10 protein-coding genes are annotated in these 12316 nt (G+C 68.4%); 8 read left to right on the forward strand and 2 right to left on the reverse strand.

Annotation, left to right across the window (positions count from 1 at the left end; all coding sequences use genetic code 11):
* Positions 1–19: 19 nt before the first annotated feature.
* The 4 genes from mrcB to tsaB all read left to right on the forward strand — a co-directional run bounded on the left by mrcB (position 20) and on the right by tsaB (position 6320).
* Positions 20–2458, forward strand: a complete 2439-nt coding sequence (gene mrcB, locus LZ605_RS20685) for a penicillin-binding protein 1B (RefSeq protein ID WP_249843149.1) — start codon at positions 20–22, stop codon at positions 2456–2458.
* Complete coding sequence (locus LZ605_RS20690; RefSeq protein ID WP_107231803.1) at positions 2455–2991, forward strand: hypothetical protein; 537 nt, start codon at positions 2455–2457, stop codon at positions 2989–2991. Before mrcB ends, LZ605_RS20690 begins: the two co-directional genes overlap by 4 nt.
* A gap of 566 nt (positions 2992–3557) precedes the next feature.
* Positions 3558–5597 (forward strand): ATP-dependent DNA helicase, encoded by a 2040-nt coding sequence (locus LZ605_RS20695; RefSeq protein ID WP_249843150.1) that lies wholly within the window; start codon positions 3558–3560, stop codon positions 5595–5597.
* Between the two features lie 9 nt (positions 5598–5606).
* A complete protein-coding gene (gene tsaB / locus LZ605_RS20700; protein ID WP_249843151.1) occupies positions 5607–6320 on the forward strand; it encodes a tRNA (adenosine(37)-N6)-threonylcarbamoyltransferase complex dimerization subunit type 1 TsaB in 714 nt (237 codons plus the stop codon).
* A gap of 513 nt (positions 6321–6833) precedes the next feature.
* Here tsaB and LZ605_RS20705 read toward each other — a convergent pair.
* On the reverse strand, positions 6834–7718 hold the full coding sequence (locus tag LZ605_RS20705) for an energy transducer TonB family protein (RefSeq protein ID WP_249843152.1): 885 nt from the start codon (positions 7716–7718) through the stop codon (positions 6834–6836).
* Complete coding sequence (gene gshB, locus LZ605_RS20710) at positions 7718–8665, reverse strand: glutathione synthase (protein ID WP_107231807.1); 948 nt, start codon at positions 8663–8665, stop codon at positions 7718–7720. The genes LZ605_RS20705 and gshB overlap by 1 nt, the downstream gene beginning before the upstream one ends.
* Before the next feature lie 240 nt (positions 8666–8905).
* Between gshB and pilG the strand changes: the two genes are divergently transcribed.
* From pilG to LZ605_RS20730, 4 genes are read left to right on the forward strand one after another with little or no spacing between them, the layout of a single operon-like run.
* Positions 8906–9307 (forward strand): twitching motility response regulator PilG, encoded by a 402-nt coding sequence (pilG, locus tag LZ605_RS20715; RefSeq protein WP_005418455.1) that lies wholly within the window; start codon positions 8906–8908, stop codon positions 9305–9307.
* Positions 9308–9325: 18 nt separating this feature from the next.
* Positions 9326–9688: a response regulator gene (locus LZ605_RS20720; RefSeq protein ID WP_057498588.1), complete on the forward strand. Its 363-nt coding sequence runs from the start codon at positions 9326–9328 to the stop codon at positions 9686–9688.
* Entirely contained in the window at positions 9688–10218 is a 531-nt protein-coding gene (locus LZ605_RS20725; RefSeq protein ID WP_107231808.1) for a chemotaxis protein CheW, read from the forward strand. Before LZ605_RS20720 ends, LZ605_RS20725 begins: the two co-directional genes overlap by 1 nt.
* Before the next feature lie 41 nt (positions 10219–10259).
* Positions 10260–12296 (forward strand): methyl-accepting chemotaxis protein, encoded by a 2037-nt coding sequence (locus LZ605_RS20730; protein ID WP_107231809.1) that lies wholly within the window; start codon positions 10260–10262, stop codon positions 12294–12296.
* Positions 12297–12316: the final 20 nt, after the last annotated feature.

The raw sequence follows: 12316 nt of genomic DNA on the forward strand, positions 1-12316 counted from the left end.
CTTACATTCTCGCATTCCCGTGCCCCGACGCTACGATTCCGACGACATCGACGATTTCGACGACGACCCGCAGGACGGTGGCCCGCTGTGGCGGCGCCGGCTGATCACCTGGAGCATGGCGGCGGTCGCGCTGGGATTGGGCTTCCTGATTCCGTACACGCTGTACCTGAACCAACAGGTGACCCAGCGCTTCGGCGAGCTGCGCTGGCAGATCCCGACACGGGTCTACGCGCGCCCGCTGGTCCTCGCGCCCGGCAAGGCGATGGATGCGGCCACGCTGAAGACCGAACTGGCGGCCTCGGCCTACCGCGATGATGGGCAGGGCAAGGAGCCGGCCACCTATGCGGTGAACGGCGGGCGCTTTGTCATCTCCAGCCGCGGCTACAACGATGTCGATGGCCGGGTGGCCCCGCGCCGGGTGGAACTGTCGCTGGCCGACGGTGGCGTGGCCTCGCTGCGCGATGCCGACAGCCGCAAGGCCCTGAAGGCCGCGCGGCTGGACCCGGCGCGCATTGCCACGTTGTATGGCCAGAAGCAGGAAGAACGCCGCCTGATCCGCATGGACGAGGCGCCTGACCTGCTGGTGACCGGCCTGCAGGCTGTGGAAGACAAGGACTTCAACCGCCATCACGGCATCGACCTGTCCGGCATCGCGCGCGCGGTGTGGGTGACCGTGCGCTCCGGCGGCCAGAGCCGCCAGGGCGCGTCCACGCTGACCCAGCAGCTGGCCCGCAGCGGCCTGCTCGGCATCGGCAAGGAACAGACCGTCACCCGCAAGTTCAACGAAGTGCTGTACGCGCTGATCATGGAAGCGCGCTACGACAAGCGCACCATCTTCGAGGCCTACCTCAACCAGGTGTACCTGGGCCAGCGCGGCAGCCAGGCCATCCACGGCATGTCCTCCGGCGCCGAGTTCTGGTTTGGTCGTGACCTGCAGTCACTGGAAACCGAACAGATCGCACTGCTGATCGGCCTGGTGAAGGGGCCGTCGTTCTACGATCCGCGACGCAACCCCGAGCGCGCGCTGGACCGCCGCAACTTCGTGCTGGGCAAGCTGCACGAGGCGACACTGATCGACGATGCCGAGTACCAGCGCGCCCTGAAGGCGCCGCTGGGCGTGCCCAAGACACCGGGCCTGGTTGCGGCCAACCGCTTCCCGGCCTATGTGGATCTGGTCCGCCGCCAGCTGGGCCATGACTATCCGGAATCGGCGCTGCAGGGCGCCGGCCTGAGCGTGATGAGCGGCATGTCACCGTCTGCCCAGGCCTATGCCGAAGGTGCGGTGACCCGTACCGTCAAATCGCTGGAGAGCAAGCGTCGGCCCGAACTGCAGGCCGGCATGGTGCTGACCGACGTGCACAACGGTGATGTGCTGGCGGTGATCGGCAGCCGTGAGGTCTCCGAGGTCGGCTTCAACCGCGCGATCGAAGCGCAGCGTCCGGTGGGTTCGCTGCTCAAGCCGTTCGTGTACCTGCTGGCGCTGGCGCAGCCGGACCGCTATTCGCTGGCCAGCTGGGTCGACGATTCGCCGGTGACGGTGCAGCTCGGCCGTGGCCGCAACTGGAGCCCGGGCAACGCGGACAACCGCAGCCATGGCACCGTGCGCCTGATCGATGCGCTGGCCCATTCCTACAACCAGGCCACGGTGCGGGTGGGCATGCAGGTCGGCCCCGAACGCGTGACCCAGCTGATCCACGTGCTGGCCGGCATCAAGGCCGAGGCGAACCCCGCGGTGATCCTCGGCTCTACCGACCAGAGCCCGTACGCGATGGCGCAGCTGTACCAGTTCCTGGCGTCCGGCGGCGAGATCCAGCCGCTGCATGCGGTGCGTGGCGTGCTCGATCCGCAGGGCAAGCTGCTCAAGCGTTATGACAAGACCCCGGCGCCGGCACAGGAAGGCGACTCGATCGCCGCCAACCTGATCAGCGTCGGCCTGCAGCAGGTGGTGTCCAGCGGTACCGCGCAGCGCCTGAATGCCGACGGGCTGGGCCGGCTGCAACCGGCCGGCAAGACCGGTACCACCAACGATGGCCGCGACAGCTGGTATGCCGGCTATACCGGCGATCATCTGGCGGTGATCTGGATCGGCAATGACCAGAACGAGCAGGCCGGGCTGTATGGCGCCACCGGCGCGATGCGGGTGTGGTCGGGCATCTTCCAGCGCCTGCCGAGCGCGCCGTTGCGGGTCAGCAACAAGGGGCTGGACTGGCAGCCGGTGGCGGCCACGGGCATCAACAGCACCGACGACGGTTGCCCCGGCGCACGCCGCTTCCCGTTCGTGGTGGGCTATGCGCCCGCCTATGCGCCGTGTGCGCCCGCCGTTTCGCCCGAGGCCCAGGAGGGTGCCGAAGGTGAGGGCGGGGGCTGGCGCAGCTGGTTCGGCCTGGATCGCAAGCCGGATCCGCCCGCAGAACCTGCCGCAGCCCCGGCTGCGGCCACTCCCCCTCCGAGCCGATGAAACCGATGAACATCCGAAACCTGTTGCACCCGCTGTCCGTGGCTGGACTCAGCCTGGCCCTGGCTGCCTGCGTGAGCAGCGCACCTCCGGTGGTCAAGCCGGTCGCCACCACCACCCCGGCGCAGCGACTGGCGGCGGTCGAGGCGGCGGCGGGTCCGGACGACAAGGAGTTGTCGGTGCAACCGCTGCGTGATTCGCAGGTGGAGGATCTGCGCTTGACCGCACAGGCACAGCGCCAGGCGAGCGATCTGGCCGGTGCGGCCAGCAGCCTGGACCATGCGTTGCAGATCGTGGCCGACGACCCGGCAGTGCTGCAGGAGCGTGCCGAGCTGGCGCTGCTGCAGGGCCAGTGGGCGCAGGCGGAGACATTTGCGCGCAAGGCGGTGGATCTGGGTTCGAAGACCGGTCCGTTGTGCCGCCGGCACTGGGCGACGATCGAGCAGTCGCGCCTGGCGCGCGGCGAGAAGGAGAACGCGGTGTCGGCGCATGCGCAGATTGAAGGTTGCACGGTGCCGGGGATCAAGCGGTACTGAATTTCCAGCCAACGGCGCAGCCCCTCGTGGCTGGCTGCTTGGCCGCCGAAAGCAAAAGCTGCGCTTGGCCGGGCGGGATGGGTTCGCGGGGGACGCCGTGAACCCGTCCTTGGGGGCTTGGCCGCGGCATCCATGCCGCGGACACCCCCGCGAACCCACCCCGCCCGGCCTCTGACAGTTTCCGTGTGCTGCCAGCCACGGAAAAGAAAAAGAAAATCAAGAGCGGGTCGCGCGCTGCGCGCGCTCGCAGTAATCCATCTTCTTTTCCCGTTCCTTCCACCGCTTCCGAGCTGCCAGTAGAGCAGGCTCGACGCTACGAAGCGCGTCCCTCCGTCACCGGGAAACTGTCGAAGGCGGGTCGGGAGGGGCAGGCAGGACCGTTGGCGCCATGGATGGCGCCATCGAGCCCCCATGGATGGGTTTACGGCGTGTCCTGCCTGCCCCTCCCGACCCGCCCAGCACGTAGAAACCCAGAGCCATGAACCACGCTGTTGCCGTTGCCTTTGCTGGTGCTCTGTCTTGAAACGGGTGCCGGGCAGCGCCCGGCCGGGTATCCTTTCCCTCTGATGTCCGACCTTGTCCATGCCAGCCGCCAAGCCCTCAGCGACGGCGGCGCGCTCGCCTCGCACCTGGACGCGTTCGTTCCGCGCCCGGCCCAGCTGCGCCTCACCGAAGCCATCGCCGATGCGCTGCAGCAGCGCGACCTGCTTTTGGCCGAGGCCGGTACCGGCACCGGCAAGACCTTTGCCTATCTGGTGCCGGTGCTGTTGTCCGGCCTGCGCACCATCATCTCCACCGGCACCCGCGCGCTGCAGGACCAGCTCTACCACCGCGATCTGCCGCGTGTGCGGCAGGCACTGGGGGTCGGCCTGCGCAGTGCGCTGCTGAAGGGGCGCGCGAACTACCTGTGCCGCTATCGCCTGCAGCAGGCGCGCGGCGAACCGCGCTTTTCCAGCCCCGAACAGGCCGCGCAGTTCCAGCGCATCCTGGCCTGGTCCGGTCGCTCGGAGTTTGGCGACATCGCCGAGCTGGACGGGCTGGCCGATGATTCGCCGCTGCTGCCGATGGTCACCTCCACCGTCGACAACTGCCTGGGCACCGACTGCCCCTTCTGGGACGACTGCTTCGTGGTGCGCGCCCGCCAACGTGCGCAGGCCGCCGACGTGGTGGTGGTCAACCATCACCTGCTGCTGGCTGACCTGGCGTTGAAGCAGGACGGTTTTGGCGAGCTGCTGCCGGGCGCGCAGGCCTTCGTCATCGACGAGGCGCACCAGTTGCCGGAGCTGGCCGCGCAGTTCTTCGGCGAGGGCTTCGGCATGCGGCCCTGGCAGGAACTGGGTCGCGACTGCCTGGCCGAGGCACGCGGCGTGGGCGGCGCGCAGTCGGCCCTGCAGGAGCCGGTCGATCAGCTGCAGCAGGCGCTGCTTGCATTGCGTTCGGCGATGGAGGGCCTGCCGCCGCGCGGCACGCAATGGCGTGCGCTGGCGATGCCCCAGGTGCGCGAGGGCTTCGATACGGTGATGGCCGGCCTGGTGACGCTGGAACAGGCGCTGCGGCCGCTGCGCGAAGCGGCCGCAGGCCTCGATGCCTGCCATGCGCGTGCGCGCGAAGCGGTTTCGCGATTGAGCCGATGGCTGGGCGATGACGAGCCCACACTGGATTTCGACACCGATCCCACCGAAGTGTCAGGTGCGGCCGATGTGCTCTGGTACGAGCTGACGCCGCGTGGTTTCCGCTGCCAGCGCACGCCGATGGATGTGTCCGGCCCGTTGCGCGAGCATCGCCAGCGCAGCCGCGCGGCGTGGATCTTCACCTCGGCGACGCTGACCGTCGGCGGTGGTTTCGATCACATCGCCACGCGCCTGGGCCTGGATGATCCGCACACGCTGGTGCAGCCCAGCCCGTTCAACTGGCCCGAGCAGGCGTTGTGCTACCTGCCCGAGGGCCTGCCTGATCCCGCCGCACGCGGCTTCGGTACCGCGCTGATCCAGGCGTTGCGGCCGGTCCTGCAGGCATCGCAGGGCAGGGCGTTCCTGCTGTTCGCCTCCCACCGTGCGCTGCGCGAAGCGGCCGAAGCGTTGCGTGACGGACCCTGGCCGCTGTTCGTGCAGGGCGAGGCGCCGCGTGCCACCCTGCTGCAGCGCTTCCGCGAATCGGGCAATGGCGTGCTGCTGGGCTCGGCCAGCTTCCGCGAGGGCGTGGATGTGGTCGGCGAGGCGCTGAGTGTGGTGATGATCGACAAGCTGCCCTTCGCCGCACCGGACGACCCAGTGTACGAGGCGCGGCTGGAGGCGATCCGCAGCCAGGGTGGCAATCCGTTCCGCGACGAACAGCTGCCGCAGGCGGTGATCGCGCTGAAACAGGGCGTCGGTCGCCTGATCCGCAGCGAGAGCGACCGCGGCGTGCTGGTGCTGTGCGACCCGCGCCTGCTCAACCGGGGCTACGGCCGGGTCTTCCTCGATTCGCTGCCACCGTTCCGCCGCACCCGTGCCCTGGCCGATGTGCAGGCCTTCTTTGCGCCACAATGGGCTCCCGTGGCCGATGATGCCGTACCGGCCGCCCCTGCGGCGGACCCGGCGCCCGGTGCCACGTTCCCCCTGTTCTGACCTGATCCGATGAAACTGCTCGCCTTTGAAACCGCCACCGAAGCCTGTTCCGTTGCCCTGCATGTCGATGGGCAGGTACTGGAACGCTTCGAGATCGCGCCGCGCCGGCACGCCGAGCTGAGCCTGCCGTGGGCCGAGGCGCTGCTGGCCGAGGCCGGCATCAGCCGTCGCCAGCTTGATGGCATCGCGCTCAGCCGTGGTCCGGGCGCCTTCACCGGCGTGCGCCTGGCCATCGCCATTGCGCAGGGCATCGCACTGGCGCTGGACCGCCCGCTGCTGCCGGTCTCGACGCTGCAGGTGCTGGCGTTGCGTGCGCCGGCCGAACAAACACAGATCCTGTCGGCGATCGATGCGCGGATGGGCGAACTGTATGTGGCGCGCTTCGAGCGCGTGGATGGCTTGCCGGTGGCGCGCGATGCCGAGCGCGTATGTGCACCGGATGCGGTGGCGCTGCCCGATGGCCTTTCGGCCTATGGCGTCGGCACCGGCTTTGGTGCGGCCGACGGCGCGCTGGTGGCGCAGTTGGGTGATGGCCTGCGCGGTTTCGACGCTACGGCATTGCCGCGGGCATCGGACGTGCTGGCGCTGGCGGTGCCGGCGTTCGCGCGTGGCGAGGCCATTGCACCGGAGTGGGTCGAGCCGGCCTACCTGCGTGACAACGTGGCGCTGACCCTGGTCGAGCAGCAGGCGGCGCGCGAGGCCAAGGCGAAGGCCAACGGCTGAGCCCCTCGTGGCGGCGACTGCGTAGAGTCGAGCTTGCTCGACTGGAGGGCTGCGCGCTTGGCCGGGCGGGGTGGGTTCGCGGGGGACGCCGTGAACCCGTCCATGGGGGCTTGGCCGCGGCATCCATGCCGCGGACACCCCCGCGAACCCACCCCGCCCGACCTCTGACAGTTTCCGTGCGTGTCCGCCACGGAAAATCAAAAAAAAGAAAAGTCAAAGTCAAAGTCAAAGCCGATCGCTTCGCTCGCATCCACGCATGGCGTGGATGTGTCGACCAAGGTCGACACCTACCAACAGCAATGAGGCGCCGCGAGCTGTCAGAGGTGGGCGGTGTGGGCTTGCAGGACCGTTGGCGCCATGGATGGCGCCATCGAGCCCCCATGGATGGGTTTACGGCGTGTCCTGCAAGCCCACACCGCCCCGCCAAGCCCAACATCCCGACCGCTGCTTTGGCTGTTGCCGTTGCTCTGGCTTCGCAGCGGGTCCCGGGCCGCAGGCCCGGGCAACAAACCCCTACCGGTCGTCGCGCAGTTCGCCGCCGGGCAGGAATACCCAGGTACGTGTGACCTGCAGGATGTCGATCGCATCTTCGGTCTTCGGCAACGGCGGGAACGGCTGGGCCAGCTTCACCACCCGCAGCGCCGCTTCATCCAGCAACGGCGTCCCGCTTGAACGCAGGATGCGGCTGCTCTCCACGCTGCCATCGCGGCGCACGCCCACGCTGATCACCACCTGGCCACCCAGCCGGCGTTGCCGCGCCTCGTCCGGATAGTTCAGGTTGCCCACCCGCTCGGCACGGTCCACCCACGCCCGCAGGTAGTTGGCATAGGCATATTCGCGCGTGCTGGCCGACACGAACTTGCGGTTCGGGCGCTTGGCGTACTGTGCCGAGCGCAGATGCACCTCGGCCGCCAGCCGTGCCATCTCCGCATCGCGTTGCTCGCGCGCGGTCAGGGGCGCATCCGGTTCGGGCTGGTCAGGTGTCGGCCGGGCCTGGGCCTGGGCCACCGTTTCCTCGCCATTGCGGCTGCTGACCACGCGGGCCTGCGTCGGCGGGACGGGCGCGGCCGCCTGTTGCTGCTGCGGTACCGGGCTCAGACCCGCCTGCGCCTGCGGCACGATGCCGGCCTGGTTGTCACGCGGTCGCTGCGCGCGGTCATGCTCGCCACCGCCCTCCTGGTTGGCCGCGGCCAGGAAATCGGCCTGCTTCGGGGTCAGTGCGGTGCGCGTCTGGCTGAAGATCACCTCCAGCGTCGGCACCAGCGGCGCGTCGCCCTTCACTGCAAATCCCACGCCCAGGATCAGCAGCGCGTGGACCAGCACCGACAGCGCGATGGTCGCCCCCAGCCGCTGCGCTTCGCGTGGCGGCGGGGGCAGGACGGCAGACGCGGCGTGCATCAGCGCAGGCCGGCCTCGAGTGCGTCGAACAGGGTGCCGGCGATGTTCAGGCCGTACTGTGCATCCAGCTCGCGCACGCAGGTCGGGCTGGTCACGTTGACCTCGGTCAGGTAATCGCCGATCACGTCCAGACCGACGAAGCGCATGCCGCGGCGCTTCATCTCCGGGCCGACCTGGGCGGCGATCCAGCGGTCGCGCTCGCTCAGCGGGCGGCCTTCGCCGCGACCGCCGGCGGCCAGGTTGCCGCGGAACTCGTCACCTTGCGGGATGCGCGCCAGGCAGTAGTCCACCGGTTCGCCATCGACCAGGAGGATGCGCTTGTCGCCGGCGCTGATATCGGGAATGAACTTCTGCGCCAGCGCCAGCTTGCGGCCGCCGTCGGTCAGCGTTTCCAGGATCACGTTCAGGTTCGGATCGCCCTGGCCGCTGCGGAAGATCGAGCGCCCGCCCATGCCATCCAGCGGCTTCAGCACGGCCTGGCCGTGTTCCAGGGCGAAGGCCTTCAGCGCCTTGGCGTCGCGGCTGACCAGGGTCGGCGGGCAGCACTGCGGGAACAGCAGGGCGGCCAGCTTCTCGTTGTAGTCGCGCAGCCCCTGCGGGTTGTTGACCACGCAGGCGCCGGCGGCGGCGGCCACGTCCAGCACCTGGGTGTCGTAGACGTATTCGGCGTCGACCGGCGGATCCTTGCGCATCAGCACGATCTGGCCGGGGCCGAATTCGGTACGGCTGAATGCGCCCAGCTCATACCAGCCGGCCGGGTCGTCGCGCACCTGCAACGGCGCGGTCTGGGCCACCGCCACGCCGCCTTCCAGGGCCAGTCCGCCCGGCCGCACGTAGTGCAGGGCATGGCCGCGGCGCTGGGCTTCCAGCAGCATGGCAAAGGTGGTGTCCTTGGCGATCTTGATGTGGGCGATGGGGTCCATCACCACGATGACGTTCAACGGCATGGGCGCACCTGTCAGGCAAGGCGTTGATGGTAGCGGCAACGCCGCCCGCGTGCCTGCCTGCCGCACCGCAACGCAGCGTCCGCCTGGCGGCAGCGCAGTCATTGCGAACCCGGTCACGTTCAGCAGGGCGCCACGCCCCGCGTGGTGGGGCGGCCTTGAAGCGGGCGCGGAAAGTGCGATATAGATACGCTTTCGTAGCGGCCCCCGCCAAAGATCGGGCCGTTCGCTTGGGGATAGGCAATGACTGAAAACACGACTGCGGGCGGGGAACTCGCAGGACTCCGGGTGATGGTCATCGATGATTCGAAGACCATCCGCAGGACTGCGGAAACGCTGCTCAAGCGCGAAGGCTGCGAGGTGGTCACCGCCACCGACGGCTTCGAGGCGCTTGCGAAGATCGCAGACCAGCAACCGCAGATCATCTTCGTCGACATCATGATGCCGCGCCTGGACGGGTATCAGACCTGCGCGCTGATCAAGGGCAACCAGCTGTTCAAGGCGACCCCGGTGATCATGCTGTCGTCCAAGGATGGCCTGTTCGACAAGGCGCGGGGACGCATCGTCGGCTCGGAGCAGTACCTGACCAAGCCTTTCACGCGCGAAGAACTGCTGGGTGCCATCCGCACATACGTCAACGCCTGACCAGGGGGGAAAGGCACAATGGCTCGTATCGTCCTGATCGAGGATTCACCGACCGACCGCGCGGTGTTCAGCCAATGGCTGCGCCGTGCCGGCCACGAAGTGCTGGAAGCGGACAACGCCGAAGACGGCCTGCAGCTGGTGCGTGACCAGGTGCCTCAGCTGGTGCTGATGGACGTGGTGCTGCCCGGCATGAGTGGTTTCCAGGCGACGCGGGCGATGGCCCGTGACGCGGCGATCAAGCACATCCCGGTGATCATCGTCAGCACCAAGGCGATGGAAACCGACAAGGCCTGGGGGCTGCGCCAGGGCGCGGCCGATTACATCGTCAAGCCGCCGCGCGAGGATGAACTGATCGCGCGGATCAACGAACTGGTGACCTGATGCGCTCGCCCTTCGACATCCTGGAAGCCTACGAACGGCGCAGCCTGGCCCATGCGGTGCAGCTGCCCGAACGCCAGTTCGCCCAGGACCTGTGGCGTGGCGTGGGCTACCGCGTCGGCCAGCGCCGGCTGGTGTCCGATTTCCGCGAAGTGGTGGAGATCGTGCCGATGCCGCCGGTCACCGCGGTGCCCTGTGCCCAGCCCTGGCTGCTGGGCGTGGGCAACCTGCGCGGCAACCTGTTCCCGGTGGTGGACCTGAAGTACTTCCTGGAAGGCACGCGCACCGTGCAGCAGGAAGGCCAGCGCGTGCTGATCATGCGCCAGGCCGGTGGCGACGTTGCACTGACCATCGACGAACTGTTCGGCCAGCGCAGCTTCGAACAGGACCAGCAGATCGCGGCCGGTACGCTGGCCGAAGGGCGTTATGGCCACTTCGTCGATCGTGCCTTCCATGCCGACGGCCATGACTGGGGCGTGTTCTCGCTCTCGCTGCTGTCGCGCACCCCTGAATTCCGGCAAGCCGCGGCCTGAGGCCGGGCATCGCCCCCTGCATTGAAGATCGAGGTTGAACGATGAGTACTGCTTCGGACGCCACCAAGACCGGCAAGCTGCGGCTGGGCGGCAGCAACCTCTGGTTGTTCCTGCTGCTGGCATCGATGATCCTGTTCGGCGTCAACACCGGCGTCGCCACCTGGCAGGGCAGCCGCCTGGCCGACGCCGGCTCCAAGGCCGCCGATCTGCAGGTGCTGTCGCAACAGCTGGCCAACCAGGGCCGTGATGCCGTCGGCGGCAACGCCCAGGCCTTTACCGCCTTCAAGGCCACCCGCAACGCGATCGAACAGAATGTGTCGACGCTGCAGGGCCGTTACGGCAAGGAACCGGGCGTGTCCGGGGCCATCGCCAAACTGGGCGAAACCTGGGCGCCGCTGGGCAAGCAGGCCGGCCAGCTGGTGGCCAGCGAGCCGGCGGTGCTGGCCCTGGCCGGCAATGCCAACAACTTCACCGGCGCAGTGCCGGGCCTGCAGGCCCAGCTGAACGAGCTGGTGCGCGCGATGTCCGCCTCCGGTGCGCCGTCGGCGCAGGTGTACAGCGCACTGCAGCAGGTGGTGGTGGCCGGTTCGATGGCCCGCCGCGTGACCGAAATGCGCGCCGGCGGCAGCGCCGCGGCGACCTCCGGTGATGCACTGGCGCGTGATATCACCGTGTTCTCGCAGGTGCTCGATGGCCTGCGCAACGGCAACGAGGAGCTGGGCATCACCGCCGTGCGTGGTGCCGCCGCCGTGGCCGCCCTGGAGCAGTCGCAGCAGAAGTGGGAAGCCATGAAGCAGGACGCCGATGCGATCCTGGCCAGCTCGCGCCAGCTGTTTGCGGCGCAGTCGGCGGCCACCGCGCTGGGCCAGGGCTCGGCGCACATGCTCGATGACAGCCGCAAGCTGTTCGATGCCTTCTCCTCGTTCGGCTCGGTGTCCGACACCCGCCTGTTCCCGAACTTCTGGATCGGCGTGGTGTCCGGTGCGCTGTCGCTGATCGCGATCATCGGCTTCGTCTCCACCAACGTGCGCAGCCGCTCACGCGAGCAGGAACTGCGCTACCAGACCCAGGTGGAGTTCAACAGCCGCAACCAGCAGGCGATCATGCGGCTGCTGGACGAAATCTCCTCGCTGGGTGAGGGTGACCTGACCGTCAAGGCCTCGGTGACCGAGGACATGACCGGCGCCATCGCCGACGCGATCAACTACGCCGTCGATGAACTGCGTCACCTGGTGACCACCATCAACGACACCTCGGCCAAGGTTGCCGTGTCCACCCAGGAAACCCAGGCCACGGCCATGCAGCTGGCAGAGGCTGCCGGCCACCAGGCCAACCAGATCACCTCGGCCTCGGACCGCATCGGCGAAATCGCGGCGAGCATTGAACAGGTGTCGCGCAACTCGGCCGAGTCGGCCGACGTGGCACAGCGCTCGGTGGTGATCGCCGCCGAGGGTGCCGGCGTGGTGCGCGAGACCATCCAGGGCATGGACCAGATCCGCGACCAGATCCAGGAAACCTCCAAGCGCATCAAGCGCCTGGGCGAGTCGTCGCAGGAAATCGGCTCGATCGTGGAACTGATCAACGACATTTCCGAGCAGACCAACATCCTGGCGTTGAACGCCGCCGTGCAGGCGGCCTCGGCCGGTGAAGCCGGCCGCGGTTTCGCGGTCGTGGCCGACGAAGTGCAGCGCCTGGCAGAACGTACCTCGGGTGCGACCCGACGCATCGAGAACCTGGTGCAGGCCATTCAGGCCGATACCAATGAAGCGGTGACATCGATGGAGCAGACCACTGCCGAAGTGGTGTCCGGTGCGCGCCTGGCTGAGGACGCCGGCACCGCGCTGACCGAGATCGAGCGCGTGTCCAACGCCCTGAACACCCTCATCAAGAACATCTCCATCGCCGCCCAGCAGCAGTCGGCCGCGGCGTCGGACATCACCCGCACCATGGGCGTGATCCGGCAGATCACCGGCCAGACCTCGCAGGGTGCCGGGCAGACCGCCGAGTCAATCGGCCACCTCGCGCAGCTGGCGGCGGACCTGCGTCGTTCGGTCGCCGACTTCAAGCTGCCGGCGTGACGCGGGCAGGGCGGCGAGCA

The organism is Stenotrophomonas maltophilia (genome assembly GCF_023518235.1).
Lineage (GTDB): Bacteria > Pseudomonadota > Gammaproteobacteria > Xanthomonadales > Xanthomonadaceae > Stenotrophomonas.

What these genes read in the sequence shown, in the direction of transcription:
- tsaB (WP_249843151.1), top strand. Translation starts at nt 5,607, where the DNA reads ATGAAACTGCTCGCCTTTGAAACCGCCACCGAAGCCTGTTCCGTTGCC.
- LZ605_RS20730 (WP_107231809.1), top strand. Translation starts at nt 10,260, where the DNA reads ATGAGTACTGCTTCGGACGCCACCAAGACCGGCAAGCTGCGGCTGGGC.
- LZ605_RS20695 (WP_249843150.1), top strand. Translation starts at nt 3,558, where the DNA reads ATGTCCGACCTTGTCCATGCCAGCCGCCAAGCCCTCAGCGACGGCGGC.
- LZ605_RS20720 (WP_057498588.1), top strand. Translation starts at nt 9,326, where the DNA reads ATGGCTCGTATCGTCCTGATCGAGGATTCACCGACCGACCGCGCGGTG.
- LZ605_RS20725 (WP_107231808.1), top strand. Translation starts at nt 9,688, where the DNA reads ATGCGCTCGCCCTTCGACATCCTGGAAGCCTACGAACGGCGCAGCCTG.
- gshB (WP_107231807.1), bottom strand. Translation starts at nt 8,665, where the DNA reads ATGCCGTTGAACGTCATCGTGGTGATGGACCCCATCGCCCACATCAAG.
- LZ605_RS20690 (WP_107231803.1), top strand. Translation starts at nt 2,455, where the DNA reads ATGAAACCGATGAACATCCGAAACCTGTTGCACCCGCTGTCCGTGGCT.
- pilG (WP_005418455.1), top strand. Translation starts at nt 8,906, where the DNA reads ATGACTGAAAACACGACTGCGGGCGGGGAACTCGCAGGACTCCGGGTG.
- LZ605_RS20705 (WP_249843152.1), bottom strand. Translation starts at nt 7,718, where the DNA reads ATGCACGCCGCGTCTGCCGTCCTGCCCCCGCCGCCACGCGAAGCGCAG.